At 68.4% G+C, this 26,955-nt stretch carries 27 protein-coding genes; 11 read left to right on the top strand and 16 right to left on the bottom strand.

Annotation, left to right across the window (positions count from 1 at the left end; all coding sequences use genetic code 11):
- The first annotated feature begins 120 nt into the window (after positions 1–120).
- Both P6281_RS10380 and P6281_RS10385 read left to right on the top strand, forming a co-directional pair.
- Complete coding sequence (locus P6281_RS10380) at positions 121–783, top strand: TetR/AcrR family transcriptional regulator (protein ID WP_201359189.1); 663 nt, start codon at positions 121–123, stop codon at positions 781–783.
- A gap of 37 nt (positions 784–820) precedes the next feature.
- A complete protein-coding gene (locus P6281_RS10385) occupies positions 821–2,026 on the top strand; it encodes a cytochrome P450 (RefSeq protein ID WP_008255745.1) in 1,206 nt (401 codons plus the stop codon).
- 12 nt (positions 2,027–2,038) lie between these two features.
- Here P6281_RS10385 and P6281_RS10390 read toward each other — a convergent pair whose 3' ends face one another.
- Together P6281_RS10390 and P6281_RS10395 are read right to left on the bottom strand one after the other, a co-directional pair.
- Positions 2,039–3,028 (bottom strand): alpha/beta fold hydrolase, encoded by a 990-nt coding sequence (locus P6281_RS10390; RefSeq protein ID WP_324738864.1) that lies wholly within the window; start codon positions 3,026–3,028, stop codon positions 2,039–2,041.
- A 44-nt stretch (positions 3,029–3,072) separates the two neighbouring features.
- Positions 3,073–3,585, bottom strand: a complete 513-nt coding sequence (locus P6281_RS10395; protein WP_041784940.1) for a lipoprotein LpqH — start codon at positions 3,583–3,585, stop codon at positions 3,073–3,075.
- Between the two features lie 74 nt (positions 3,586–3,659).
- On the opposite strand from P6281_RS10395, the gene P6281_RS10400 reads away from it, so the two are divergent.
- From P6281_RS10400 to P6281_RS10410, 3 genes are read left to right on the top strand one after another with little or no spacing between them, the layout of a single operon-like run.
- The gene (locus P6281_RS10400; RefSeq protein ID WP_009952272.1) at positions 3,660–4,016 is read left to right on the top strand and encodes an ArsR/SmtB family transcription factor; all 357 of its coding nucleotides are present in this window, start codon (positions 3,660–3,662) and stop codon (positions 4,014–4,016) included.
- Complete coding sequence (gene arsB / locus P6281_RS10405) at positions 4,004–5,512, top strand: ACR3 family arsenite efflux transporter (protein WP_201359191.1); 1,509 nt, start codon at positions 4,004–4,006, stop codon at positions 5,510–5,512. Before P6281_RS10400 ends, arsB begins: the two co-directional genes overlap by 13 nt.
- A gap of 2 nt (positions 5,513–5,514) precedes the next feature.
- A complete protein-coding gene (locus P6281_RS10410) occupies positions 5,515–5,928 on the top strand; it encodes an ArsI/CadI family heavy metal resistance metalloenzyme (protein ID WP_201359192.1) in 414 nt (137 codons plus the stop codon).
- On the opposite strand, the gene P6281_RS10415 is transcribed toward P6281_RS10410, so the two are convergent.
- Together P6281_RS10415 and P6281_RS10420 are read right to left on the bottom strand one after the other, a co-directional pair.
- A complete protein-coding gene (locus P6281_RS10415; RefSeq protein WP_324738865.1) occupies positions 5,929–6,657 on the bottom strand; it encodes a hypothetical protein in 729 nt (242 codons plus the stop codon).
- The gene (locus P6281_RS10420; RefSeq protein ID WP_324738866.1) at positions 6,657–7,535 is read right to left on the bottom strand and encodes an LLM class F420-dependent oxidoreductase; all 879 of its coding nucleotides are present in this window, start codon (positions 7,533–7,535) and stop codon (positions 6,657–6,659) included. Before P6281_RS10420 ends, P6281_RS10415 begins: the two co-directional genes overlap by 1 nt.
- 134 nt (positions 7,536–7,669) lie before the next feature.
- Here P6281_RS10420 and P6281_RS10425 point away from each other — a divergent pair, with 134 nt between their 5' ends.
- Together P6281_RS10425 and P6281_RS10430 are read left to right on the top strand one after the other, a co-directional pair.
- A complete protein-coding gene (locus P6281_RS10425) occupies positions 7,670–8,245 on the top strand; it encodes a TetR/AcrR family transcriptional regulator C-terminal domain-containing protein (protein ID WP_202284804.1) in 576 nt (191 codons plus the stop codon).
- Positions 8,242–9,498: a cytochrome P450 gene (locus tag P6281_RS10430; RefSeq protein ID WP_202284806.1), complete on the top strand. Its 1,257-nt coding sequence runs from the start codon at positions 8,242–8,244 to the stop codon at positions 9,496–9,498. Before P6281_RS10425 ends, P6281_RS10430 begins: the two co-directional genes overlap by 4 nt.
- A 1-nt stretch (position 9,499) precedes the next feature.
- Here P6281_RS10430 and P6281_RS10435 read toward each other — a convergent pair whose 3' ends face one another.
- The 6 genes from P6281_RS10435 to P6281_RS10460 all read right to left on the bottom strand — a co-directional run bounded on the left by P6281_RS10435 (position 9,500) and on the right by P6281_RS10460 (position 16,810).
- A complete protein-coding gene (locus tag P6281_RS10435) occupies positions 9,500–10,348 on the bottom strand; it encodes a sulfurtransferase (protein ID WP_014941741.1) in 849 nt (282 codons plus the stop codon).
- Between the two features lie 58 nt (positions 10,349–10,406).
- Positions 10,407–11,546: a glycosyltransferase gene (locus P6281_RS10440; protein WP_014384462.1), complete on the bottom strand. Its 1,140-nt coding sequence runs from the start codon at positions 11,544–11,546 to the stop codon at positions 10,407–10,409.
- An 89-nt stretch (positions 11,547–11,635) separates the two neighbouring features.
- Positions 11,636–13,162: an FAD-dependent monooxygenase gene (locus P6281_RS10445; RefSeq protein WP_014384463.1), complete on the bottom strand. Its 1,527-nt coding sequence runs from the start codon at positions 13,160–13,162 to the stop codon at positions 11,636–11,638.
- Entirely contained in the window at positions 13,155–13,787 is a 633-nt protein-coding gene (locus P6281_RS10450; RefSeq protein ID WP_014384464.1) for a TetR/AcrR family transcriptional regulator, read from the bottom strand. The genes P6281_RS10445 and P6281_RS10450 overlap by 8 nt, the downstream gene beginning before the upstream one ends.
- A gap of 206 nt (positions 13,788–13,993) precedes the next feature.
- Positions 13,994–15,172 carry an AAA family ATPase gene (locus P6281_RS10455; protein ID WP_008255771.1) on the bottom strand — a complete coding sequence of 393 codons (1,179 nt, stop codon included), beginning with the start codon at positions 15,170–15,172 and terminating at the stop codon, positions 13,994–13,996.
- Positions 15,173–15,205: 33 nt separating this feature from the next.
- Complete coding sequence (locus tag P6281_RS10460; RefSeq protein ID WP_014379881.1) at positions 15,206–16,810, bottom strand: Na+/H+ antiporter; 1,605 nt, start codon at positions 16,808–16,810, stop codon at positions 15,206–15,208.
- A 147-nt stretch (positions 16,811–16,957) separates the two neighbouring features.
- Between P6281_RS10460 and P6281_RS10465 the strand changes: the two genes are divergently transcribed.
- A complete protein-coding gene (locus P6281_RS10465; protein ID WP_020415603.1) occupies positions 16,958–17,392 on the top strand; it encodes a protease inhibitor I42 family protein in 435 nt (144 codons plus the stop codon).
- A gap of 19 nt (positions 17,393–17,411) precedes the next feature.
- Here P6281_RS10465 and P6281_RS10470 read toward each other — a convergent pair whose 3' ends face one another.
- On the bottom strand, positions 17,412–18,686 hold the full coding sequence (locus tag P6281_RS10470) for an alpha/beta hydrolase (RefSeq protein ID WP_014379884.1): 1,275 nt from the start codon (positions 18,684–18,686) through the stop codon (positions 17,412–17,414).
- A gap of 44 nt (positions 18,687–18,730) precedes the next feature.
- Positions 18,731–19,057: a ferredoxin gene (gene fdxA / locus P6281_RS10475; protein WP_008255784.1), complete on the bottom strand. Its 327-nt coding sequence runs from the start codon at positions 19,055–19,057 to the stop codon at positions 18,731–18,733.
- Positions 19,058–19,281: 224 nt separating this feature from the next.
- On the opposite strand from fdxA, the gene P6281_RS10480 reads away from it, so the two are divergent.
- Complete coding sequence (locus P6281_RS10480; RefSeq protein ID WP_014379885.1) at positions 19,282–20,223, top strand: LysR family transcriptional regulator; 942 nt, start codon at positions 19,282–19,284, stop codon at positions 20,221–20,223.
- Positions 20,224–20,325: 102 nt separating this feature from the next.
- Here the strand turns inward: P6281_RS10480 and P6281_RS10485 are convergent, their stop codons facing one another.
- Both P6281_RS10485 and P6281_RS10490 read right to left on the bottom strand, forming a co-directional pair.
- Positions 20,326–21,042, bottom strand: a complete 717-nt coding sequence (locus P6281_RS10485; RefSeq protein ID WP_324738869.1) for a sirohydrochlorin chelatase — start codon at positions 21,040–21,042, stop codon at positions 20,326–20,328.
- Complete coding sequence (locus tag P6281_RS10490; protein WP_201407413.1) at positions 21,039–22,706, bottom strand: nitrite/sulfite reductase; 1,668 nt, start codon at positions 22,704–22,706, stop codon at positions 21,039–21,041. The genes P6281_RS10485 and P6281_RS10490 overlap by 4 nt, the downstream gene beginning before the upstream one ends.
- Positions 22,707–22,997: 291 nt before the next feature.
- On the opposite strand from P6281_RS10490, the gene trxB reads away from it, so the two are divergent.
- Positions 22,998–23,990, top strand: coding sequence for a thioredoxin-disulfide reductase (gene trxB, locus P6281_RS10495; protein WP_014941746.1), 993 nt, complete (start codon positions 22,998–23,000; stop codon positions 23,988–23,990).
- Positions 23,991–23,993: 3 nt separating this feature from the next.
- On the opposite strand, the gene P6281_RS10500 is transcribed toward trxB, so the two are convergent.
- Positions 23,994–25,304, bottom strand: coding sequence for a cytochrome P450 (locus P6281_RS10500; RefSeq protein WP_201407504.1), 1,311 nt, complete (start codon positions 25,302–25,304; stop codon positions 23,994–23,996).
- Positions 25,305–25,424: 120 nt separating this feature from the next.
- Here P6281_RS10500 and P6281_RS10505 point away from each other — a divergent pair, with 120 nt between their 5' ends.
- The gene (locus tag P6281_RS10505) at positions 25,425–26,090 is read left to right on the top strand and encodes a TetR/AcrR family transcriptional regulator (RefSeq protein WP_201408983.1); all 666 of its coding nucleotides are present in this window, start codon (positions 25,425–25,427) and stop codon (positions 26,088–26,090) included.
- A 236-nt stretch (positions 26,091–26,326) separates the two neighbouring features.
- On the opposite strand, the gene P6281_RS10510 is transcribed toward P6281_RS10505, so the two are convergent.
- Positions 26,327–26,911 carry a TetR/AcrR family transcriptional regulator gene (locus P6281_RS10510; RefSeq protein ID WP_201408984.1) on the bottom strand — a complete coding sequence of 195 codons (585 nt, stop codon included), beginning with the start codon at positions 26,909–26,911 and terminating at the stop codon, positions 26,327–26,329.
- Positions 26,912–26,955 lie beyond the last annotated feature (44 nt).

Consider the following 26,955-nt stretch of genomic DNA (forward strand, 5'->3'; position numbering starts at 1 on the left):
ACAGCGTGCCCAGCATGATGACAGCGCCCACAGTCGCAATCCCTTCCGATTCGAGCTCGACTGATTAGATAGTGCCTACTATCCTAAAGGGAGTCAACCATCAGGTGAGGAGGCAGTGACGTGGTTCAGCGGTCGTCCGGCACGAAACGCGGCGCGGCGGAGGCGTCGGCCTCGGTGCGCCGGCCCCGCGGCGCTCCGCGCAAGCTGCTGCTCGACACCGCCCGGGCCCGCTTCGCTCGCCAGGACTACCGCAGCACGACGACGCGCGAAATCGCCCAGGCCGCAGGCGTTACCGAGCATCTGTTGTTTCGCCACTTCGGCTCCAAGGCGGCGTTGTTCCGTGAGGCGCTCGTCCTGCCCTTCACCGATTTCGTCGAGGAGTTCCGCCAGACCTGGCAGTCGGTCGTCCCGGAGGAGACCGACGAGGAGGAGTTGGCGCGCCGGTTCGTCGGGCAGCTCTACGACGTGTTCGTCGAGCATCAGGGCCTGCTGTTGACCCTGATGGCATCCGAGGCGCTGTCCGAGGAGGAAAAGGCCGACGCCGGCATCGCCGAGATCCGGCGGGCCGTCACGGCGCTCGGGCAGATCAGCGCCGAGGGCATGCACCTGCGCGGGCTGCGCTCGGACCATCCCGACCTGCCGGCCCACTCGACGGTGGCGATGATCGCCGGCATGGCGGCGTTGCGGTCGACCTACTTCGGGACCGAGCCGCCGTCGAGGGAGACCATCGTCGACGAACTCATCCAGGCCATCTTGCACGGCTTCCTACACAGGAACGGCTGAGCTTTCGAAAGACCGCTCTACTCAGAGGAATTGGTTCATGACAGACACCAGCGCGATCGAGTTGTACTACGACCCCTTCGACTCCGTCATCGACGACGACCCCTATCCGGTGTGGAAGCGGATGCGCGAAGAAGCGCCGCTGTACTACAACGAGAAGTACAACTTCTACGCGCTGAGCCGCTACGAAGACGTGGCGCGCGAACTGCCCAACTGGCAGACCTACCGATCCGGCCGGGGCACCACCGCCGACATCCTGTTCGCCAATATCGAAGTGCCGCCCGGCATTCTGCTGTTCGAGGACCCCCCGCTGCACGACCTGCACCGCCGCCTGCTCTCGCGCGTTTTCACGCCCCGGCGCATGCTGGCCGTCGAAGACCTGGTGCGTGGGTTCTGCGTCCGCGAGCTTGACCCGCTCGTCGGCGCCGGCGGCTTCGACTTCATCGCCGACCTCGGGGCGATGATGCCGATGCGGACCATCGGCTACCTGTTGGGCATCCCCGAGGCCGACCAGGAAAAGATCCGCGACCGCAGCGTCGCCAACATCGAACTGTCCACGGACAGCGACCCGGCCGCGGTCGACGCGAACATCTTCGCGAACTCCATTGCCCTGTTCGCCGAGTACATCGAGTGGCGGGCCAGCCATCCGTCCGACGACCTGATGACCGAGCTGCTGCGGGCCGAGATCGACGAGCCCGACGGGACCCGGCGCCCGCTGTCGCGCACCGAGGTGCTGGCCTACACCGCCATGATCGCCGGCGCCGGCAACGAGACGACCGCCCGGCTCATCGGTTTCATGGGACAGCTGTTGTCGGACCATCCCGAGCAGCGCCGCGAGCTCGTCGCCGACCCGTCCTTGATCCCGGGCGCGATCGAGGAGACGCTGCGTTTCGAACCCCCGTCGCCGGTGCAGGCGCGCTACGTGGCCCAGGACGCCGAGCAGTACGGCCGTGTCGTCCCCGAGGGGTCATTCATGTTGCTGCTCAACGGTTCCGCCAACCGCGACCCCCGGCGGTTCGCCGATCCGGACCGCTACGACATCCACCGGCAGGCGGGCGGCCACCTCAGCTTCGGGCAGGGCCTGCACTTCTGCCTGGGCTCGGCGCTGGCCCGGATGGAGGCGCGGGTGGCCTTCGAGGAGGTGCTCAAGCGCTGGCCGGACTGGGAGGTCGACTACGCCAACGCCGAGCGTGCGCACACCGCGAGCGTGCGCGGATGGGCGCGCCTGCCGGTGGTCACTCGTTGAGCCGGGGCACCCCTAGGGCTCGCTCCGGTCCACCAACACCGCGCCGTCGGGCCGGTTTCCCAGCGTCTGCAGCGGGATGTCCCCGCCGTCGGCGGTGAGGCGCACGATCTGCGCGAGCTGTTCCGGGGCGTCGCACTGCAGATAATGGTCGGCGCCCGGCACCACCCAGTAGCGATTGCGGCCCGGCTTGTTCTTCAGATAGGCCTGCCAGACGTGGTTGGGAACCCGCAACGGGGCCACGTTGTCGTGGAGGCCCCACACCACCGTGGTGTTGACGTCGCTCGTGGAAAGCGCCTCCAGCCAACCGGTTTCGTCGGCGGCTCGCTCGTGGAGGTATTGAATGGTGTCGGGCAGCACGCGGATTCCGTCATTGTGGGCAAAACACTTGGCCAGCGCGGCGATCTCCGGATCGTCCAATGTCCGCCGCGGCATGAACGTGCTGGCGCCCAAACCGGCCGCCAGCATCTCCGGCGTCGTCGCCGCCGCGGTGGCGCGCCCGGTCCCGGGATCGAGCAGCGCGGTCTGGAACGCGGTCAGGTTCGAAAGGGGAAGGTAGATATTGGCATTCGTCACGATGAGGTCGGCGGGCAGCGCCGGCGGATCAAGGGCTGCCAGCATGCCCAGGGCGATCATGCCGACGCTGCTGCCGCGGTCGTGGGTGAGCATGCGGTAGTCGGTGAGCTGCCACGCCTCGGTGATGGCGTAGACCAGCAGCCGCGCGTCGTCATACAGCGAGTACACATACGGCTCGGGCGGTTTGTCGGACAGGCCGTAGCCGGGAAAGTCGAGCAGGTAGATGTCGAACTCCGCGCGCAGTTCGGCCGCCAGGGCGAAGTAGTCGATGCTCGACGTCGGAAAGCCGTGCACCAGCACCAGCGCGGGCGCGCCGGGCGTGCCGCAACGGCGGCTGAAGATCGTGACTTCTCGGGCCTCGTTGGCCGCGGTGGTCGACCGCCAACGAAGTTCGGTGCCGCCGTTTTGCCACTGCGCGAAGATGTCCAAGCTGTCAGCCTCTCAGAGGGGGCCGCGGCAGACAACCACGGCGGCTAGGGGCACGTCACGTGGATCCCGAACCTCACGTCGCGCACGCCGCTTTGCCCGGGCGTGGTCGCCTGGCCCGTTCCGGTGATCGTGTAGCCCTTGCCGTCCTTGGTCGCCTGCACCTGCGTCGGCGAATTGGTGCCTTGATAGGGCAGCTGATATTGGCCATTGGGCAGCTTGAGTGAAATCGCGAACCCGTCGACGGTGGGGGGCCGTTCGTCCGAGACGGCCAGCGACACCGACGCCGCGTCGTCGTGCACGCTGATGCGGGTCGTGAGATCTCCCGATTCCGGCGGCGACGCATTCGGCTGGGCCGCCGAGCTCGTGCAGTCGACCGCGGCGATGAGCGTGTGCTTGTTCCCATCGATCATCACGGTCGTGCTCGTCAAAGCCGGTGTCGAACTGGGGGGACTCGCCGGCTGACTCTCCTTGCCCGAACAGGCCGGCAGGCTCGCCCCCAGCGCCAGCGCGCCGAGCGCGGAACCCGCACGAACGATCCACGGCCGAGGGTGTGTCATATCGGTCCTCCGCTAGACGGTCATGAGGACTATAGAACCTTGCCTTCTGATTCGATATGCGTTTATATAGATGCATGTCGAATCAAACCACGGCGTGTTGCCCGGCGCTGGGGGCGGCCGCGCTGGCCGAGCCGCAGGCCGCGGAACTGGCGGCGATGTTCAAGGCGCTCAGCGATCCGGTGCGGTTGCGGCTGTTGAGCCTGGTCGCCAGCCACCCGGGCGGTCAGGCCTGTGTTTGCGAGATCTCCCCGACGTTCGACGTGTCGCAGCCGACGATCTCCCATCACCTGAAAACGCTGCGGTCGGCGGGGCTCTTGGATTGCGAACGGCGCGGCACGTGGGTGTACTACTGGGTGGTTCCCGAAGCGCTGCAACAGCTTTCATCGGTGTTGCACGTCGACGCCCTGTCGGGCGCGGGATGCGGCTCATGAGCGAGGCGGTGAGCGCGCGGCTTTCGACGCTGGATCGATTCCTGCCCGGATGGATCGCAATGGCGATGGTCGCCGGCCTGCTGCTGGGCCGGCTTGTCCCGGGCCTGGGAGGGGCGGTGAGCGCCGTTCAAGTGGACGGGATCTCGCTGCCCATCGCGATCGGGCTGCTGGTGATGATGTATCCGGTCCTGGCCAAAGTTCGGTACGACCAGCTCGATACCGTGACCGCGGACCGCAAACTGATGGCGACGTCGCTGGCGTTGAACTGGTTGGTCGGACCCGCCGTCATGTTCGCGCTGGCCTGGCTCCTGCTGCCGGATCTGCCGGAGTACCGCACCGGGCTGATCATCGTGGGGCTGGCGCGTTGCATCGCCATGGTCATCATCTGGAACGACCTCGCCCGCGGGGACCGCGAGGCCGCGGCGGTCCTGGTCGCGCTGAATTCGATCTTCCAGGTCGTCATGTTCGCCGCCCTGGGCTGGTTCTATCTGTCCGTGCTCCCGGGGTGGCTGGGGCTGAGCACGACCGGCATCGACGTATCCGCTTGGCAGATAGCCAAATCGGTGCTCATCTTCCTGGGGCTGCCCCTGCTGGCCGGGTACCTGTCGCGCCACCTCGGCGAACGCGCCAGGGGCCGCGGCTGGTACGAAAATCGCTTCCTGCCGCGGATCGGGCCCTGGGCGTTGTATGGGTTGCTGTTCACCATCGTCATCCTCTTCGCGCTGCAAGGCCACCAAATCACGTCCCGTCCTTGGGATGTCGCCCGGATCGCGCTGCCGCTGCTGGCGTACTTCGCGATCATGTGGGCCGGCGGATACGCGCTGGGGGTCCTGCTGCGGCTCGGCTATGCGCGCACCACGACCCTGGCGTTCACCGCCGCCGGCAACAACTTCGAACTCGCGATAGCCGTGGCGATCGCGACCTACGGCGCCGCCTCGGGTCAGGCGCTGGCCGGTGTGGTGGGACCACTGATCGAAGTTCCGATCCTGGTCGCATTGGTTTACGTTTCCCTGGCCGTGCGGCCCCGGCTCTTTGGTGCGGCCGACAGTTCCCGGTCGAGCGCCGACAGGCCCAGTGTCCTGTTCGTCTGCGTGCATAACGCCGGTCGTTCCCAGATGGCCGCCGCGCTGCTGCGCCACCTGGCCGGCGACCGCATCGACGTCCGTTCCGCCGGAACGGAACCCGCCGATCAGATCAATCCCGCGGCGGTGGCCGTGATGGCCGAATGGGGCATCGATATCACCGACGTCCCGAAAGCACTCGACGCCGACGTGGTGCGGGCGAGCGACGTCGTCATCACCATGGGCTGCGGTGATACCTGCCCGTTCTTCCCGGGCGTCTCGTACCGCGATTGGCCCCTGCGCGACCCCGCCGGTCAGCCGGTCGAGACGGTGCGGGAAATCCGCGAGGACATCGCCGAGCATGTCTATGCCCTCATCCGGGAGCTGCTCGGGATCACGATGACGATCGATGTGCCCGCCACGAAAGGACAGTGATCATGTCGCGCATCCAACTCGCCCTCAACGTCGACAACCTCGACGAGGCGATCACGTTCTACACCAGACTCTTTGACGTGGAGCCGGCCAAGGTCAAACCCGGTTACGCGAACTTCGTCGTCGCCGACCCGCCGCTCAAACTGGTGCTGCTGGAAAACGCCGGCCAGGGCGGGACCCTCAACCATCTCGGCGTCGAGGTCCCCACCAGCGACGCCGTGCTCACCGAAAACAGCCGGCTCGTGCAGGCGGGTCTGCTCACCGACGAAGAGATCGACTCGACCTGTTGCTACGCCACCCAAGACAAGGTGTGGGTGAGCGGCCCGGGGGGTGAACGCTGGGAGATCTACACGGTGAAGGCCGATTCCGAGACGTTCGGGCCGGCCGACGAATCGCAGTCCACCTGCTGCGCCTCGTAGCTACGGCCAGGCCTCCCAGGCGATCATGCTGCGCAGCGGCCCGGCGAACACCGGCCGCACAGCCGTTGAGCGCCAACGTTCTTCGATGAGCGGAGCCAAGACTTCGACGGTGGCGAGCGGATCCTCGTCGAGATAGGCGACGCTGATGTACTGGTGGTCGGTGCGCCACCCCCGGGGCAAGTGGCTCCACCCGGCGCTGGATCCGAATGTCCACGCGCCGGCCGTGCCCGGGGTGGCGAGCAGCGCCGGATAGTGCTCGGCGTGCAGCCATTGCAGCCATTCGTCCGGGCGGCCGTCGCTGGGTTCCTCGACGATCAGCACGATGCCGCGGTGCGGCCGAAACGGCACCACCTCGGGCGAGATCAGCGCGTGCGGCGAGGACCGCCACTGCAGCAGGCGCAAGCCGGCCACTTGCAGCGACGGCCGCACGACGGGAAAGCGGCCGTTGTCGCGCAACGCGCGGCCGAGGGTGACGAATTCGTCGAAGGTCTCTTCGACCGGGTCGGTGACCAAATAGTGCACCGCGTTGCCGATTTCGCCCAACGGTCCGTGGGCGGCCAGGCGATGGTCGGCGTAGTCGCCGTCGGCGATCCAGCGCAATCCATGCACGATGCCCGGCAGCTGAAATTGCTCGGGCATGTGATCTAGCAGGTGCCAACGCAGGTAGCTGCCGTCATCGTCGGGTGGCGCCGCGGCGGTGAGGCTGAATATGCCTGCCTTGACGCGCATTACGTGGCACCGCCGGACGGGGGATGGAGTTCGGCGAGGGCCTGGAGGTTCTCCAGGTAATGGGGCAGCGAGGTGTGCCGGAACGCGGCGCTGACGATGGTGGCGCCGTGCGCGGCGGTTTCGGCCACGAGATCGCGGGTCCGTTCCGGATTGCCGATCGGGTCCAGCAGCGAGGGCGTGGGCAGGATGACGTCGAAACCAGGGCCGAAGTCGAAGCGGCTCAGCCAGTCTCGCGCCTGGCGCAGGCTCACGTTGAACGGCGCCCAGCCGTCGGCCAGCGTTGCGGCCCGGCGCAGTGAGCGCAGCGTTTGCCCACCGATCCAGAGGGGGACGCGGTCTTGGACCGCGCACGGGTCGACGACCATGCCGCCGAAGGAGTAGAACTCGCCGTGGTATTCCGGTTCGGGCGTTGACAGCGCGGCGCGCAGGGCCCGCAGCGCGTCGTCGGCGCGTCGGCCGCGGTCGTCGTAGGGCGCGCCGAGCAGGTCGAACTCTTCTTTGAGGCTGCCGACGCCGACCCCCAGGATCAGCCTGCCGCCGCTGATCCGGTCCAGGGTGCCGTAGCGTTTGGCGATCTCGAGCGGATGGTGGTAGCCGAGCACCAGCACGTTGGTGGCCAACCGAATTCGTCGCGTGCGCGCGGCCAGGTAGCCGAAGGTCGCCAGCGGGTCCCAGTAGCGGGTGCCGCGGCGGCCCGTCTCGGTCGCGGGCAGGGCGACGTGCTCGCTGCAGGTCAGGTGGTGGTAGCCGAGCCCGTCGGCGGCCTCGGCGATCCGCGCCAGGTCCTCGATGGTGGCGTCCTTCTCCCAGTCGCCGGCGCTGTGGGGGAACATCGTCACGACCGGGGTGGCGACCGACAGTTTGGCGTGACCGCTCATCGGTGCACGCATCCTCCGGCGTCGACGGGGATGCATAACGTGGTCTTCCCAGGATGATTCATGCGGGGGTAGATTCTAACAGTGCTCGAATCTGGCGGGAGTCGAACCGCCGCCGTGGGTGAGCGGGTGCCGCGATGACGGCCGCGGTGCGCCGGCCCTATGGCGAACTCGACCGCGCCCGCGTGGTGACCTCGCTGCGCGACCTGGCCCGCCGCGTCGGCGTGCAGGGCGTGACGATGCGCGAGCTGGCCGCCGAACTCGGCGCCGCGGTGCCCTCGGTCTACTACCACGTGCCGGGCAAGCAGGCGGCTCTGGACCTGCTCGCCGAATCCGTGCTGGCCGAGATCATCCCCGTCGTCGAGACCGGGTCCTGGGACACCCGGCTGGCCGAACTCTATTGCGCGGCCCGTGAAGTGATCCTGTCGGTGCCGGGCATCGCGGGTGTCCTGCAAGCGGGCGGCGGAGGCGACTCCGCCCGTCGGCTCGACAAGCTCAGCCGTATGTTGCTCGCCGAGGCGGGCCTCACCAAACCGGTTGCGGCGGCGGCCCACTCGGTGCTGTACACCTACCTGCTGGGTTCGGTGAGCCTGCAGGAGACGCGGCCCGCCCACCGCGGCAAGCGCCAGGCCGCCAACCACTTTCGCGCCGGCCTCGAGGTGATCATCGCCGGGATCGGGGCCTCGCGACCGGACGGATCGGCGCCGTTGTGAGCATTGCCAAACCCACGCTGGTGAAATCCCTGGTCCCGCAGAACCTGGACACCGCCGCCGACCGCGACGCAGCCGCCGTGCTGGATCCCGACACCTTCGTCACCGGCGCACCGTACGAGGCGATGACGAGGCTGCGCGCCGCCTCGCCGGTGCACCCGGTGCAGCTGCCCGGGCTGCCCAGGGCGTGGCTGTTGACCAAACACGCCGACGTGCGCCTGGTCAGCCGCGACACCGACACCTTCACCAGCAGCAAGGGCAACACACTGGTGGAGGCCGAGGCCGGGCCGAACTCGGCGATGCTGCCCGGCATCGATCCGCCCCGTCACGTCCACTTCCGCAAGCTGATCAACCAGGGCTTCACCGTCCGCAACGTGCAGCGGCTGGAGCCGAAAATGCGGCAGGTGGCGCGCGGCATCGTCGCCGCCATCACCGACAAGCGCGAATTCGACGCCGTGACAGACATTTCCGCCGAGATGTCGCTGCAGGTGATCGCCGACGTCCTCGGCGTTCCGGCCGAGGACCGGATGGATGTCTTCCGCTGGAGCAACGCCATCGGAAGCCTGGGCATCGAAGATCCCGACTACGCCCCCACGCCGGAAGCACTGGGCCAGGCCGCGGCCGAAATGTTCGCCTACTGCGGGGAATTGGTGGAGCATCGCCGCAAGCACGGCCTCACCGACGACATCTTGTCGGCGCTGCTCGCCGCGGAGGTCGACGGCGAAAAGCTCAACCGCGACCAACTCAACGAGTTCTTCCTACTGCTGGCCATCGCCGGCAACGAAACGACCCGCAACACGCTGAGCCACGGCATCTTGGCGCTCGCCGAGCGCCCCGAGCAACAAGCGCTGCTCGCCCGCGATCCCGCGGCGATCAAGCCCGCGGTGGAAGAGCTGTTGCGCTGGGCGACCCCGGTGATGCACTTCCGGCGCACCGTGGTCCGCGACGTCGAGATCCGCGGGCAGCGAATCCCTTCCGGCGACTGGGTGCTGATGCACTACCTGTCCGCCAACCGCGACGAGGAGGTCTTCGACCGGCCGGACCAGTTCGACGTCACCCGCCCCGACGCCGGCCACGCCGCGTTCGGGGGCGGGGGAGTGCACTTCTGCCTCGGCGCACAACTGGCCCGGCTCGAACTGCGCGTCATGCTCGAAGAGCTCTATGCGAACGTGCCCGGCCTGGCCGTCACCGGACCGCCGGACCGGCTGCGCTCGTCGTTCTTCCACGGCATCAAAAGACTGCCGTGCACAACGTGATTCAGCCGCGTTCCACCGGGCGGGACGGATCCGAACTCCACTCCGACCACGACCCGGGATACAAGGCGGCCTCTCGGCCCAGCGCGGCGAGCGCCGCGATCGCGACCGTAGCGGTGACGCCCGAGCCGCAGTAGGCCCCCACCGTGTCGTGACGCTCGATCCCTTGATCGGACAACAATCGGGCGACCGAGTCGTCGTCGAGGAAGGTGCCGTCGGCCGCCAAGACGGCGACACTGGGAAGGTTCTTGGCGCCGGGAATGTGGCCCGCGGCGGCGTCGAGGGGTTCCACGTCGCCGCGGTAGCGCTCCGGCGCTCGCGCATCGAGTAGCGGCACCGAGCCCTCGGCCACCCGCTCGGCCGTCAGAGTCGGAAGGCTTCCGGCATACAGATCATCGTGCGGCACAGCCACATTGCCTGGCGCCGGTTCGACGGGGCCGGTCTCGAGGCGGTAGCCGGCCGCGCGCCACGCGGCCAAACCGCCGTCGAGGATGCGGACGTTGTCCAGTCCGGCCGCGGTCAGCACCCACCATGCGCGCGCGGAACCGGCCCGATTCCAGTCGTCGTAGGTCACCACCAGGGTGTCCTGCCGGACTCCCCAGCGGCGCGCGGCGACCTCCAGGTCGCGGCCCGACGGCAGGGGGTGACGGCCCCGCCCGGAAATCGAGTGGTCGCTGAGTTCGTCCTCGAGCGAGACGTACACCGCGCCCGGTATGTGCCCCTCCAGGTACGCCGCGCGCCCGTCGGTTTCGTCGATCCTCCACCGCACGTCCACGACGCTCACCGGATCGCCGGCGTCGATGACGCCGGCTAACTCGGTGGCGCTGATCAACACCCGATCGCGTGCTTGCACTGGCCCCTCCTTGTCGTCTGCATCGAGACTAGCCAGGCGAATGGCACGGTGTGAGCGGCTATGCCGTCCGTTCGGAAGCGCCGCCGGTAGCGGCGGGCGCGCCCATCGACGCGAGCATCCCGGCCGCCGCCCGGTGCCAGGTGAAATCCTCGGCGCGGCGCCGCGCGGCACCGCGGCGCTGGTGTTCGGGTCGGCCCACGATGGAGCTGACCGCGGCCGCGATGGCGGCCGGGTCGTTGTCGGCCGCCGCGCCGCTGTCGGGCGTGATGATCTCGGTCAGCGCGGACGTGCGAGAGACCACGGCCGGTGTTCCGCACGCCAGCGACTCCAGCGCGGCCAGCCCGAAGGTCTCATGCGGGCCCGGGGCCAGCGTCACGTCGGCCGAGGCCAGCAGCTGCGCCACGACCTCGCGATCGGAGACGAAACCGGTGAAGTCGATCGGTAGGCGCGCGGCCTGGCGCTGCAGCCGGGACCGCAACGGGCCCTCGCCCACGACCACGAGCCGCGCGTCGACGCCCGCGTGGCGCAAGGCGCCGAGCGCGTCGATGCTGCGGTCGACACGTTTTTCCACCGAGAGCCGACCGCAATGGACCAGCAGCAGCTGCGTCGGCGCCGCCCAGCGCCGGCGCACCAGATGCGAGTGGCGGCTCGGATGGAACGTCTGCAGATCCACGCCCAGCGGGATTGTGACGGTATTGCTTGCGTCGATCCGGTCGAACTCCTCGCGCGCGAAACCGGTGGTGCACACCACGGTGTCGTAGTTCGCGGCGGTGCGTGCGTTGGCCACATCGGCGAACTTCCGCGCGGCCCGGCGCGGAAGCACCTGGCCCACAAGGCGATCCAGGCGCTCATGGGAGATCATCAGCGTGGTGACACCGTGGTCGCGGCCCCACCGGCCCAGCGATCGCAGCGTGAGCCGGTCCGACACCTCCAGCGCGTCGGGCCGCAACGCTGCCAGGAGGGCCTTGACGGGACCCGGCATCACCGCGCGGTAGCCGCCGGTGAAGGGAATCAGCCTGGCGGGCAGGGTGATTCGGACCACGCCGGTGTAGAGCTGGACGTGCCCGGCGCGCCGTCCGGGAACGATCAAGAAGACCTCGTGACCGCCCGCGCAGTATTCGGCGCCCAGCCGGTCGATCGCGGTGCGAAGGCCGCCGGAGCGAGGGCCGTAGAAATTGGCGACCTGTACAACGCGCATAACGCGAGGACACGCGGTGCGCGTGTGCGCACATCAATGCCGAACCGACGCGCGCCTGAACACTGTATGAATTTCGCTCGCGGGTGCCGCTATCCGTTGGCCGGCGGCCCGAACCAGCGCCGCAACGCCGCGCGCAGCGCCTCTTGGTGAGTGCTGCCGAATTCGTCGGCCGCCCAGGCCACATAGCCGTCCGGCCGGATCAACATCGCCGCGGCGGGGCGCTCGGCGGTACTTGCGGTGACGACGTCGACCCGAGCGGCCCAGCCTTGCGCCGCGTTCGCGACGCCGCCGCCGAGGTCGAGCAGGACCGGACGGCCATCGTGGAGTACGTCGGCCACCCGTCGGCCGCCATCGAGGGTCAGGTCGGGCACGAGGTGGCCCGACAGCGGGTGGTCGTCGCCCACGTCGTAGCGCACGTCGGAGCCGGCCAGCAGCGCCGCCATGTGCCTTTGTGCGTCCGGGAAGGTGAACAGCTCGCCCAACAGCGTTCGCAGCGCGGCGACTTCGGGTCCCGGCGCCATGAGCGCGATCTGGGACAGCGAGTGCATCATGACGCGCTGGCCGACCGGATGGCGCTCGGACTGGTAGGTGTCGAGCAGTCCGGCCGGCGCCGTTCCGTTGATCTCGGCGGCCAGCTTCCAGCCCAGGTTCATGGTGTCCTGCAACCCCAGGTTCAGGCCCGGGCCGCCCATCGCGCTGTGCACATGCGCGGCGTCGCCGAGCAGCAGGACGCGGCCGACCCGGTAGCGTTCGGCATGCCGGGTGTTTTGTCCGTTGATGCGCCGAAGCGCGTGGGGCCCGGGGCCTTTCGGCTCCTCGAACGGAACGTCGACACCCAGCACCCGGCGTGCGCTCTCGCGCAACTCGACCAGACTCATCGGCACCTCGTCCACCGGCGGGCCGAATTCGATGGTCCCGAGCAGCGCGCGGCCCGGCTCGAACTCGGCATAGATCATCCCGCCCCGGTCAAAGCGGCTGTGCCCGAAGCGAAGCGGACCGAATCCCGGGACCTCGATGCTGGCGATGTCCGGGCGGCGGTACTGGTCGGGAATGTGCACGTGGGCCAGCCGAGCGACCATCGGTGAGGTGGTGCCGGGAAAGTCGATGCCCAGGGACTTGCGCACCAGGCTGCGCCCGCCGTCCGCGCCGACCGCGTAACCGGCGGCGATGGCGTAGTCGCTTCCGGGTGACGAGACGTGCAGCGCAACGGGTTCCGGCCCCGGCACGATCCCGACGAGTTCGTGGCCCCAGCGCACATCCACGCCGAGGTCGCGGGCCCGCTTCTCCAGCAGCCGCACGAGCCGGGGCTGGGGCATGAGCATCGCGTACATCGGGTTGTCGCGGCCCTCGGGGAAGATCAGCGGCATGGCCGCGAACATCCATCCCGGGCTGGGCCGCGGGGGGCCCTCGTCACCGGTGAAGTCCCGATACATCCCGCGCATGTCGAGCATCCGAACGACCTGTCCGACAAGGCCGTTGGCCTTCGGCTCGGGGCTGGGGCCGGGCAGGGCGTCCAGCACGACGGGCCTGATACCGGCCAGCGCCAGCTCGCAGGCCAGCATCAGCCCGTTGGGGCCGGCGCCGGCGACGACGACGTCGGCGTGTTCGTCAGCCATGGGCTGCCTTCTTTCTGGTGGGTTCCGGTAGCCCCGCCTCGACGGCGGCGAAGCCCGAGCGGATCAATGTGGTGATCGCCACCGGGGGGTCGGCCCATGCATAGGCGTCGGCCGCGGCGTCGCCGACGGCCCGCACGACGGACATGACCAGTCGCGGGTACAGGTCATGCTTCGGGTCGGTGCCGGTGCGATCGGCGATCACGCTGAGGAACTCGTCGAACAGGTTCTGCGGCACCGAGTTTCGAACTTGCGGCTGCATGAGCAGCTTTCGCACCTCGACGAGTTCCTGGCGGCTGGGTGCCCGGTTCTCGTCGCCGTAGACGTCGCCGAAGTCGTCCTCCAAGGGCTCCAGCACGGCGTGGGCGATCGCCGTCCAGAGCGGCTCGTCGGCGGGACGCTCCCGGAGCAATGCGACGCTGCGACGCAGGCGTTCGGCTTGCCGGTAGGCCAGCGCCTCGTATTTACCGCTGAAGTAGTTGTTGAACGTGCGCAGTGAGACGCCCGCCATGTTGGCGACGTCTTCGCGCGTCACGTTGTCCAGCCCGCGCTCGAAAGCCAGGCGCAGCGCGGCATCGCTGAGCGCGCGCCGGGTGTCGGCCTTTTTGCGTTCGCGCAGTCCGGACATAGGCGCCACCGTACGCAAAAGATGCCTACTAGGCAATATTGCCTAGTAGGCAATTAACGTCGAGTGTGCACTGAGGGCTTTCGGAGTGAAGCCACGGCGGCGACACGCCGGTGAAGCCCGCCCAGGTTTAACTCGTAACGCCCAGGATTCACACTCGCCGCGCAGGCGGGGCGAACGCCGCAGAGAGCACGCCAAGCCAAGCGCGCCTAGCGCGCGCCCCAATCCCACCGCGGGGTCGTGATCAGGGTCTGGCCGCCGATGCGCGTTTCGCCCCAGTCCTTGTACAGCTCGATCTCGATGGCACCGTCGGAGTCTTCGCCCATCGGCGCCGCGTCCAGGAATTCGAGCAGGACGCGCGAATGTGTGACGACCACAACCTGGGTCTTGGCGGCGGTGGTGCGGATCAGCGACGCCAGCGGCGCCACCAGGTCCGGGTGCAGCGAGGTCTCGGGTTCGTTGAGCACCATCAGCGAGGGCGGTTGCGGGCTCAGCAGCGCGGCGGCCCACAGCAGGAAACGCAGTGTGCCATCGGACAACTCGGCCGCGCGCAACGCGCGCAGCATGCCGCGCTGTCGCAGCTGAAGGTCGAACAGCCCGTCGTGGATGGCCACCGAGAGGGTGGCGCCGTCGAACGCCTCCGCGACGGCGCGGCCCAGATCGTCGAACCCCGCTTCGAGGATGGTCTGGATCGCGGCCGCGAGGTCGCTGCCGTCGTCGGAGAGCACCGGGGTGCGGGTGCCGACCTGCGGGTGCCGCGCGGGCGCCCCGCCGTCGACCCGGAAGCCGTCGTAGAACCGCCACCCGCGCAGCCGTTCTCGCACGGCCGCGAGCTCGGGAAGCGCGTGCGGGTGGGCGTATTCGGCCAGCACGCTGTGATACGACGGCAGTGATCGGGACAACTCGTCGAACCCACCACCGGAGTCCGCGCGGGCCTCGGCGAACACCCGCGACCGGCGCACCAGCGTCGTACTGGGCCGCAGCACCGGGCCGGCGAACAACACTTCCCGTTTGATCTCCGGATCGCGGGCGAACACCGACTTCCCGGCGGACTGCGGGATGCCCAGGTCCACCAGATATCCGAAATCGTCCGCGGCGAAGCCCATTTCGAGCGACACGGGCCGGGTGCGCACCGTGCCCTCGGTCTTGCCGGTGCGCCGGGCCCCGGCCACCTGCTCGGGGCCGGCCCACAGCACCGACTGCAGCCCGCCCTCGCGCGCGAGCGACCCGATCACCTCGCCGCGCCCGCAGTCGGCCAGCAGCCGCAGCGCGCGATACAGCGACGACTTGCCGGATCCGTTGGCGCCGGTGATCACCGACAGCCGGCCCAGCGGCAGGATCACCTCGCGCAGCGAGCGATATCCGCGGATCGCGACGGTCTGCAGCATGCGGCCGACTGTACGGTCGGCCACCGACTGGCCCTAGTCGCCCTCGTCCTCGTCGGCCGCGGCGGCGAGGAGCTGCACCTCCTCGAGATCCATCTCGTTCTGCAGCTCGCGCAGCACGATGTCGTCGATGAGGTTCTGGTTGCGCAGCGCGGTGATTTCCCGGCGCTTGTGCTCGAGCACGCCCAGGCGCACCTGGCGGACCTTCTCGCGGCCCTTGAGGATGCGGTGGTCGGTCGACCCGTCCTCGGTGGCCAGCACCAGCGCGGCCTTTTCCTCGTATTCGGTTTGCAGCCGCCGGCGCAGATCGTCGCTGATGCCGACCTCGTCGGCGACCGTCGGCAGCGCGGCGAGCGCGGCCTGGGACCCCCGACAACGAGCCAGTTGCAGTTCCTCGGCGTGGGTGGCGTCCTCGGGCATTTTCGCCCATCGGACCACGGCCGGCAGGGTGCTGCCCTGGACCAGGACGGTCACCAAGATGACGACGGTCACGATGAAGATCAACAGGCTGCGGTCCGGGAAGGGCGCGCCGCTCAGCGTCGTCATCGGCACGGCGACCGCGGCGGCCAGCGATACGGCCCCACGGAACCCCGCCCAGACGGTGACGAAGCGCTGGCGCCAGTTGACCCGACGTTCGCGCTGGACCTGACGCCGGTCGATCAGCCGGATCAGCAGCGTGGTGATCTCGCCCCAGAAGATGCGCGACACGATCACGACGGCGGTGACCACCAGCGCGACGAACAACGCGTGGCGAATTCCGCCGTCGACGCCGGCGATGCCGCGCAGCGCGCCGGGGATCTGGACGCCGACGAACACCCAGAGCGAGCCGTTGAGCAGGAAGGTCGCGATGTCCCAGAAGGCCGAGGATTGCAGTCGCGAGCGGGCCCGGATGACCACGGGTCCGGCGTAGGCCAGCACGAGCGCGGACACCATCACCGCGACCACCCCGCTGCATTCCATCGATTGCGCGAGCAAGAACGCCGCGAACGGCGTCACCAGGCTCAGCGCCCCCTCCTCCTGGGGCGCGTCGATTCGCTTGCGCAGCAGCGTGACCGCGCCGCCGACCAGCAACCCGGCGGCGATGCCGCCGAGATAGGAGCCGATGAACCGGGCCGTCACTTCGGGTGGGCTGATCGCGGCCCCCCCGATCGCGACGTGGACGCTGACGGCGAACAAGACGAGGGCGGTGCCGTCGTTGATGAGACTCTCGGCCTTCAGCACGGTCAGCGCCCGGCGTGGCAGCTTCTTCGCGAGGCCGGCGACCGCGGCCGCGTCGGTGGGCGAGAGCACCGCGCCCAGGACGCCCGCCGCGTGCGGATTCATGCCCAGCGCCCGCGCCGTCCACGACACCGCCACCGCGGTCGCGATCACCAGGGCGACGCTGAGGAACACGATGATGCGCGCGTTGGCCCGGATCTCGCGGAAGCTGGTGTTCAGGCCCTCCCAGTACAGGATCGCGGGAAGAAACAGCAGCAACACGATTTCGCCGTTGACCCGCACATGACCGAAATGGGGGACCAGACCCAGCAGCACGCCCATCAAGATGAGCAGCACCGGGGGACCCACGCGATAGCGCCGCCCGATGACCGTCCCCACGATGACGGTGGACACCAGGGCGACGATCAGTTCGAGGCCAAACACCAGCCCATCCTGCCGGATGACGCGGTCGGTGGCTGCGCGGGCCGCTCGACGTCTGACGGCCCGCCCGGTCACGCACGATGGCGTCGGCGCCTATCTTCGGTCTGGATCAGACCGATAGGCTCCGGAGCGGAATTGAAGGGGGACCTGGTGAAGGTGAGGCTGCTGGCAACAGTCGCCGTGCTCATGTTGTCGTCGGTGGTGGGCTGCCATTTCGCGTCCAGGAATCCGCCGTCGACCAAGACCCTCCAGGTCCCGATGACCAAAGTGCTGACCCAGAGCGAGATCAACCAGAGCATCACCCTCGACGTCGGCAACACGTTGGTCGTGGAATTGGGTTCGAACTACACCACGCCCTACCGGTGGACGCCCGACACCAAGATCGGCGACTCGGCGATCATCAGGCAGCTCAGTCACGAGTTCGTGCCGCCGGCCTCCGATGCCTTGGGGGCGCCGGGCACCGAGACGTGGACGTTCGCGGCCATGAGGCCGGGGACCACCACCATCGTCGCGACGTACAACAGCTTTGTGGAGAAGGACGCCAAGCCGGGGTGCGTCTATACGCTGACCGTGACCGTGCGATAAGTCCTTGTGGCGTCAGCGGTTACGCGACGGCGACCTGGCGCTGTCGGGCGTAGATCTCGGCGAGGAATTGCTCGACGGCCACCGCGGTGTGCGCGGCGCGCACCGAGCCGAAGATGTCGAAAGCGTGTTGGGTGAAAGGTAATTCGGCGTAGAGCACCGGCTGCGCGCTGGTTTGACGCAGCTTTTCGACGAAGGTGCGCGCCTGTTCGACGTAGGCCAGCGAGTCGTTGCGGCCGTGCAGGACGAAGAACGGCGGGGCGTCGGCATGGATGTGGTTGACCGGCGACGCGGTTTCGAACGTCTGTCGGTGGGTCGCGGGCTTTTGTTTGATGATCGACTTGATCAGCAGTCCGGGCATCATCGGGTGCAGCGACTTGTCGAACCGGGTGAAGTCGTAGATGCCGTAGAACGGCACGGCCGCCTGCACGCGGGTGTCGACGTCTTCGAAGCCCGGCTGGAATTGCGGGTCGTTTGGGGTGAGCGCGGCCAGCGACGACAAATGGCCGCCGGCCGAGCCGCCGGTGATGGCGATGAAGTCGGGGTCGCCGCCGTACTCGGCGATGTGTTGCTTGACCCAGGCGAGGGCGCGCTTGACGTCGACGATGTGGTCGGGCCAGGTATTGCGCGGGCTGTGCCGGTAGTTGATCGCCACGCAGATCCAGCCGAGTTCGGCGAGGTGGCTCATCAGCGGATGCGCTTGTCCGCGTTTGTTTCCCGTCGTCCAGGCGCCGCCGGGGATCTGGAACAGCACCGGGGCCTTGCCGGCCGGATCGAGGTCGGGGCGCCGCCAGATGTCCAGGCGGTTGGCGCCGCCGAATTCGCCGTAGCTGATGTTGGAGTCGTGGGCGTAGTCGCGGTAGATCCGCAGCATCCGTAGGAGTCCGGGCGTCTTGGCGGTGCCGCTGCCGCTCGGCCGGCGCCACAGGCTCGCCGACTCGGTGAGCCGGTCGGCTCCCAGCCCGCTGTCCAACGCCTCGGTCAGCGGCACGTTGGCGCGATGGCCGGCGCGGCTCAGGTTGAGCAGGCCGAGCGCCGAGAGCCCGGCGACCAACCATGCCGTGATGCGCACGGGCCGCGTCAGGCGCCGTGCCGTCAGGGCCAGCCCGCCGAGCTGGCTGACCAGCGTCTGCAGCGGCAACTCGGTGACGATGAGCCCGACCATCCACGAGTACAGCGACGGGTAGCCGCCGCGCGCCAGGGGGCGGTAGGCGTTGAGTGTGGACGCCGCGGTCACCACGGTGACCGCTAGCGACCCGACTTGCCGGGTGAGGTGGATGATTCGAGCTGTCCGCATTGCCTCACCTTACGAAACGGGTGGATTCGTCTCGGATTAGCAGGCTACGACGCCTCTGCCCTGCTCTCGAGGTTCTTCACCGGGGCGGGGTCGTTCTCGGTCAGCCCGACCTTCGCGGCTCCGCCGGGCGAGCCGAGCTCGGCGAAGAAGTCGGCGTTGATCTGCAGGTATCCGCTGTGCTCGTCGGGCAGGTCGTCCTCGTAGAAGATCGACTCGACCGGGCACACCGGCTCGCAGGCGCCGCAGTCCACGCACTCGTCGGGGTGGATGTAGAGCATCCGGGCGCCCTCGTAGATGCAGTCGACGGGGCATTCCTCGATGCATGCCTTGTCTTTGATGTCGACGCAGGGTTCGGCGATCACGTAGGCCACGAATGTTGTCCTTCCGTCTGGCTAGCGGGGTCAGCCGGCTGCGGGCCGCAGCAACTCGGTCAGGCTGGCTAATTTAGCGCGGCGGCATCCGCGCGGCTCACCGGCCCTTTCGGGCGGCAATGTTTCCCATGCTTCCGGCCCGCGCGGGGCGTGAGTAGAGGTCTGGCGTTGTGGTGTCACAAGCTATAGTTGTGGTCACACGATTTGATTGTGAGCGCTGCACCATGCCACTCAGCCCGCGGCTGCCCGAACTGGCCTCGTTCGAGGCGTTTTTGGCGATCGCCGAGACGGGCAGCCTCGGCCGGGCCGCGCGCGAGCTGGGGCTGACCCAGCAGGCGATCTCCCGGCGCCTGGCCACCATGGAGGCCCAGATCGGCGTCACCCTGGCCGTCCGGACCACGCGCGGCTCGCAACTGACACCCGCGGGCCTGATCGTCGCGGACTGGGCGACTCGCCTGCTCGACGTCGCCCACGAGGTCGACGCCGGGCTGGGCTCGCTGCGCAAGGAAGGCCGCGAACGCATCCGGGTGTCGGCCAGCCAGACGATCTCCGAGCAACTCATGCCGCACTGGTTGCTGTCCCTGCAGGCCGATGCGGCGCGGCGCGGCGACACCGCGCCGCAGGTCATCCTGACCGCCACCAACAGTGACCACGCGATCGCCTCGGTGCGCGACGGCTCCGCCGACCTCGGGTTCGTCGAAAACCCCGGTACACCAAAGGGTTTGGGCAGCTGCGTGGTGGGGGAGGACGAGCTGGTGATCGTCGTCCCGCCGGACCATAAGTGGGCCCGACGGTCGCGGATCGTGACCGCGCGCGAACTCGCGCAGACGCCGTTGGTGTCCCGCGAACTCCATTCCGGCATCCGCGATTCGCTGGCGGCGGCGCTGCGCCAGGTGCTCGGGGAGGACATGCAGCAAGCCGCACCCGTGCTGGAGTTGACCTCGTCGGCGGCGATGCGCGCCGCCGTCCTGGCCGGCGCGGGCCCGGCGGCGATGAGCCGGCTGGCGGTGGCCGACGACCTGGCGGTCGGGCGTCTGTACGCGGTCCACATCCCAAAGCTGGATCTGCGCCGCAAGTTTCGGGCCATCTGGGTCGGCGGGCGTACTCCGCCGGCCGGGGCGATCCGCGACCTGTTGAGTCACATCATCAACCGCACGACGGCGTAGGACGCTTGGCCGAGCGTGGAGTTGTTGCGGCGTCTCCGGGCGTTTTGCCGCAACAACTCGACGTTCGGCGGGAAGGGAAGGGGCGGCGCGGGCGGGAAAAGCTCAGGCCGCGGCGTCGTCGGCCAGCGCCTCGTCGTAGCGGTCGAGGACGGTCTCGGCAACCAGCGGGTGCGCGCCCAGCGGGGAGGCCATCCGAATGCCGTTGTCGCGGGCGAAGGTTGACACGCCGTCGGTGATGAATCCCGGCGCCAAGAACCACGGCGCGATCACCAGCCGGCGCGCGCCGCGGCGGCGCAACTGGTCGGCGGCCCGGGCCACCGACGCCTCGGGCCGGGTGGCGAACGCCGTTGCGGCGCCGGCCCATCGGGTGCCGGCGGCCAGCCGCGACGCCACCTTCGCGGTGCGGGCATTGGCGGCCAGGTTCGACGAGCCGATCGCGACGACTAGCACCCCGAGATCGTCGTCGAGGGGCGACACGCCGATCTCGGTCAGACGCTCGCGCAGGACGGTGACAAGACGGTCGTCCTCGCCGAGCACGTCGGCCTGCCGGATGCCCTCAGCGCCGGCGCGGGCGATTTGTTCGGGGATGTCCAGGCGCGCGTGATACGCGCTGGCCAGCAGCAACGGGGCCACGACGGCACGGCGGCTGTCCGGCAGGCCGGCCAGCACGTCGACGAAGTTCGGGGCGTTGAGCTCGAGGAACGCCAGCCGCACGTCGAGGCCCGGCCGCATCCGCTTCAGGCGGTCGGCCACGGCTTCGGCGTTGGCACCCGACCGGGGGTCGCGGCTGCCGTGCGCGGTGAGGACGAGCGTGCTCACCGCAGGTCGTCCTCCTCGGCGCGCAGCGCCCAGGACGCGAAAGCCTCACCGCTGTCACGCTTTTCGAGGTACTTGCGGGTCACCCGGTCGATGTAGTCGCCCAGCTCGGCGCTGGTGACCTTGTGCTGTCGCAGTTTTCGGCCGAAGCCGCTCTGCTCACCCAGGCCGCCGCCCAGGTGCACCTGGAAGCCCTCGACCGAATTGCCGTCACCGTCGTCGATCCACTGGCCCTTGAACCCGATGTCGGCGACCTGGATTCGGGCGCACGAGTTCGGGCAGCCGTTGAGGTGCACGCTGATCGGCGCGTCCAGTCGCGACTCGACGTCGGCCAGGCGCTGCTCGAGCTCGGGCACCAAAGTCTGGGTGCGGACCCGGGTTTCGGCGAACGACAGCTTGCAGTACTCAATCCCGGTGCACGCCATGGTGTTCTTGCGCCACGACGACGGCCGCGACGGCAACCCGAGCGCGTCCAGCCCCGCCACCAGTTCGTCGACCTTGTCGTCAGCGACGTCGAGGATGACCAGCTTTTGGAACGGGGTCCATCGCGCCCGGTCGGAACCGGCCTTCTCCATCAGGTCGGCCACGGCCGACAGGGTGTTGCCCGACACGCGGCCGGCGATCGGTGCGACGCCAACGGCGTTGAGGCCGTTCTTGATTCGCTGCACTCCGACGTGGTCGATGGTGTGCTTGACGGGCGTGGGGGCCGGGCCGTCGATCAGCCGGCGGTTGAGGTATTCCTCTTCGAGGACTTCGCGGAATTTTTCGACGCCCCAGTCCTTGACCAGGAACTTCAGCCGGGCCTTGGCGCGCAGCCGGCGGTAGCCGTAGTCGCGGAACAGCTGGGTGACGGCCTCCCAGACGTCGGGCACCTCGTTCAGGGGAACCCAGACGCCGAGCCGCTGGGCCAGCATCGGGTTGGTCGACAGGCCGCCGCCCACCCACAGGTCCAGGCCGGGGCCGTGTTCGGGGTGGTGGACGCCGACGAACGCGATGTCGTGCGTTTCGTGGGAGACGTCCTGCAGTCCGGAGACCGCGGTCTTGTACTTGCGCGGCAGGTTGGCGTACTCGGGGTTGTTCAGCGAGCGGCGGACGATCTCGTCGATCGCGGCCGACGGGTCGAGCACCTCGTCGAGCGAGTCGCCGGCCAGCGGCGAACCGTGGATGCCGCGCGGGCAGTCGCCGCAGGCCTCGGTGGTTTGCAGCCCGACGGAGTCGAGGCGCCGCCAGATCTCGGGGACGTCCTCGATGCGGACCCAGTGCAGTTGCAGGTTTTCGCGGTCGCTGATGTCGGCGGTGTCGCGGGCGAATTCGGTCGAAATCTGGCCGAGCGTGCGCATCGTGTGCGCCGTCATCGCCTTGCCGTCCGAGCGGACGCGCATCATGAAGTACTTGGCTTCGATCTTGTCGGTGTTCTCGTCGCCGGTCCAGCTGCCGTCGTAGCCCTGCTCGCGCTGGGTGTAGAGGCCCATCCAGCGGAACCGTCCGCGCAGGTCGGACTTGTCGATGCTGTCGAAGCCCTGCTTGGAGTAGACGTTGATGATGCGGTCGCGGACGTTCAGCGGCCCGTCGTCGTTCTTGATCTTCTCGGTGTCGTTGAGGGGTTCGCGATCCCCCAGCGCCCACTGACCCTCGTTGCGGGTCTTGACGGGACGTGCGGTGGTCATATGCGTTGCTCCTTCGCGAACTTCGTCGCGGCGGCTCAGATTGGCGGCGTGCGGCCGGAGGCGGGCTGCGGGCCTTCTCGGCTACCGGGCATTCGCGATGATGTTGGGTCTGTGGGCACCCGCAGGTTCGTCATTGGACCCACGGGGCGCGATTTCCATAGTGCACGAGTCGCGCCGACGTCAGTAGAGGTCAGACGTTGTGAGGGCACAACCTCGCGTTGTGTGCGCTGCTTCACGGCGTTGCCTTGGCGGCCAGAGGGATTGGCCGGACTCACAGTAGTGTGGCCGCTTATGAGCTCCTCCGACATCCATGACGTGATCATTATTGGTTCGGGTCCTGCTGGGTATACCGCGGCGTTGTATGCGGCGCGGGCGCAGTTGGCGCCGGTGGTGTTTGAGGGGACGTCGTTTGGTGGGGCGTTGATGACGACGACCGAGGTGGAGAATTATCCGGGTTTTCGCGACGGGATCATGGGTCCGGAGTTGATGGATCAGATGCGTGAGCAGGCGTTGCGGTTTGGTGCTGATCTGCGCATGGAAGACGTCGAATCGGTGTCGCTGGAGGGCGCGGTGAAGTCGGTGACCACCAGCGAGGGGGACACCGTTCGGGGGCGGGCGGTGATTTTGGCGATGGGGGCGGCGGCCCGCTATTTGGGGGTGCCCGGTGAGCAGGAGTTGCTGGGGCGTGGGGTGAGCTCGTGTGCGACCTGTGATGGGTTCTTTTTCAAGGATCAAGACATCGCGGTGATCGGTGGTGGGGATTCGGCGATGGAGGAGGCCACGTTTTTGACCCGGTTTGCCCGCAGTGTGACGTTGGTGCATCGCCGTGAGGAGTTCCGGGCGTCGCGGATCATGTTGGAGCGGGCCCGGGCCAACGACAAGATCACGTTTGTGACGAATAAGGCGGTCGAGGCGGTCGAGGGTGCCGAGACGGTGACGGGGTTGCGGTTGCGTGACACGGTGAGCGGTGCGGAGTCGACGTTGGCGGTGAGCGGGGTGTTCGTGGCGATCGGGCATGACCCGCGTTCGGAGTTGGTGCGCGAGGTGCTCGAGACCGACGCGGACGGGTATGTGTTGGTGCGTGGCCGCACCACCAGTACCTCGATCGAGGGGGTGTTCGCCGCCGGTGATCTGGTGGATCGCACCTACCGCCAGGCCGTGACCGCCGCCGGAAGCGGCTGTTCGGCCGCCATCGACGCCGAACGCTGGCTCGCCGACCACGAGGAAACCGACGTGGACGCGTCCGTGACGCCGGCTATCGGTCGAGAACCGTTGCGTAACTGAGGTTTAGACGGGAAGTTTGGCGGAAGTCGTTCTGCGACCGCCGAGTTGGGCCGGCAGCCGGGTGTATCCGTGCAAGTTGATCAGCCCTCGCGGTTGTGGGGGAGCCGTCAGGCGCAGATCGGGAAAACTCTCGAACAGTGCGCGCAGGGCGGTCGCTCCCTCGATGCGGGCCAGGGCGGCACCGAGGCAGGCATGGATGCCGGATGCGAACGCGAGGTGGTCGCGCGCGTTGGCCCGGGTGATATCGAAAGTCGTTGGCTCGATGAACACCTTCGGGTCGCGGTTGGCGCCGCCGAGGAACAGTCCGACCATGTCGCCCGACGCGATGTGGGCCCCGGCGATTTCGACGTCGCAGTTCGGGGTGCGCGCGGTCATCTGAACCGGACTGGCGAACCGCAGGATCTCCTCGACCGCGGAGGGCCAAAGGTCCGGATTGTCGTGCAGCAGGGCCAACTGCTCGGGGTGCTGCAGCAACAGCACGATGCCGTTGCCGATCAGGTTCACCGTCGTCTCGAAGCCCGCGCCGACGATCAGCGCGGCGTTGGCGGTGAGTTCGCGGTCGGTCAGCGAGCCGTCGGCGGCCATGCGGCCGAACGGATTGTCGCTCTTCTGGCCGGCGCGCAGTCTGTGGAGGTGCTCGAGCAGGTAATCGTCGGCGCCGCGCAGCCCGTCGATGGCGTCGCGGTAGGTCTTCCAGTCGATCCCGATATCCAGCAACGGGGAACCGCTGCGGCCCCACCCCAGCATGCGCGGATACGAATCAGGCGGCAGGCCAAGGATTTCGGCGATAATAGCGACCGGCAGTTGCATCGCGAAGTCGGCGATCAAATCGGGCTGCGGTGTGGCGGCGATGCGCTCAATCAACTCCATCGTCACATCGGCGACTCGGGTGTCCAGTGAGTCGATCGCGCGCGGGGTGAAGCTTTGTGCCACCAGTTGCCGGTAGCGGGTGTGATCGGGCGGATTCACGATCACCATCGCGGGTGGTTCGACCGGGTTGGCCACGCCGGGGTCGGTTTTGGCGATGAGCGCCTTCAGCGGGCGGGGCAATTCCATCTCGCTGGGCGCGGTGACACCAAAGCGCTTGTCCCGCAGAATTTGTCGACACACGGCATGGTCGACACTGGCCCACACGTACGGGGAGCGCACCACGCGTCCGCGCGCCCGGATCTGCTCCATCAGCGCATAGCGGTCATCGGCCGTTCCGCTGCGCAGCAGCCGCGCCAGGGGGTCGCCGCGGCGGGCCTGAACGGCGAAGTACGCCCGCGGCACGCCGTGCATGGCCCCCCACCGGGCCCTGAGTCCGACACGCATACGGATCCCTCCCGGAATATCAACCCCGCTTGCACCCTGCGATACAATGAGACCCTAAATGTCTCGCATGTTCCGATGGCTACGATACGACGATCGCGACGAGCGGGCAAGGAGGGATTCGTGACCTCGACGCGAACGGCGGAGTTCGTGCGGCGACTCACCGAGCCCGATCCCGTCGTGCTTGCGCAGGTCGACAACCCCGACGAGATCACTGCCCGCATCCTGGCTGCCACCGCCGAACAGGCCGAGCTGGTGGGGATGCGCCGGACCACCATGGAAGATGTCGCGCGGCGCAGCGGCGTCGGGCGCGCCACCCTGTATCGGCGGTTCCCGACCAAGGCGGCGCTCGTCGATGCCGTCGTGCTGGCCGAGGCGCGCCGCTTCCTCGAGGGCGACGCGCAGGCCTGGGCGCGTGGCGCGACACTCGAAGATCGCATGGTCTACAGCACGCTGTTCTCGGTGACGTTCATGCGCGAACACGCCTTGCTCAAGAAGCTGCTCCGCACCGAGCCCGAAACGATTCTGCCCAGCCTGACCATCGACGCGGGCGCCATTCTCGACTTCGCCACCGAGCACGCCATGGGGCTGCTGCGCGCCGCGCTCTACGGCACGTCGAAAACCACGGCGGCTCAGGAGCGCCACCTGCGCACCGTTGCCGAACTGCACACCCGGCTGACGCTGTCATTCATCGTCACCCCGCACACCGGCATCAACCTGGCCACCATTGACGACACCCGCACCTACGTGCGCAACTACCTGATGCCGATGGTCACCGGGCCGAGCTAGTCGGCTGTCGGTGGCCCGGTGAGTCACATGCGCCACTTTCGTCTCTCCGCGAGACGACATATCTTTTGCCCACCTCCGAGCGACAAACGCGATGCGCGGCAGTGTGTTGTCGCTCGGAGGTGGGCACTTCGTATGGTCGTCCGGACCGCGGTGGCACCGGAATACCGCCCGGCGTCGCACCGGAATACCGCCCCGCGTCGGCCCCGGATCACCGGCCCGCGACGTCCCGAGGTCGCCTAATCCCGCGGCGTGAGATGCGCGGTGACGATCGGGGTGACCCGCCCGATGAGTTCGTCCACTGGAGCGGACGCGATCGGTTCGACCTGCAGGACGTGGCGCAAGTAGGCGATGCCCAGGAGTTGGCCCATGGCCAGATCGACACGCAGTTGTGCATCCGATCCCGTCAGCAGTTTGGCCATCTGCGGATACAGCTGGCCCTGAATGAACTGACGCACCAGGGCGGCCGACTCGTCGTGGGTGGCGGCGCCCCGCAGGATTGCCAGTAGGGAAGCGCGCGAGTCCGGCCGCTCCCATGCTTCGAAGAACACCCGCGTCAGGCGCGCGCCGATTTCCTCGCGATCGCCGCCGGCGATGCGCGCGCTGACCTCGGCCGGGTCGAACGGCCACCCCATGGTGGACCGGAACAGCTCGGCCTTGCTGCCGAAATAGTGCCGGATCAGCGCCGGGTCGACGCCGGCGCCGGCGGCGATGTCGCGGACCGAGGTCTTGTCGTATCCCGATTCGGCGAACAGCCGGCGAGCGGTCGCCACGATGTCGTTCCGGGTGTCGGGGTTGCCCGGGCGTCGTCCAATGGGGGGCACAATCCAGAAATTCTACAGTCGTTGACTTCCGGATGCTGCAGCGT

It is taken from the genome of Mycobacterium sp. 5-140-3-2 (assembly GCF_035666375.1).
Taxonomy (GTDB): Bacteria; Actinomycetota; Actinomycetes; order Mycobacteriales; family Mycobacteriaceae; genus Mycobacterium; species Mycobacterium intracellulare.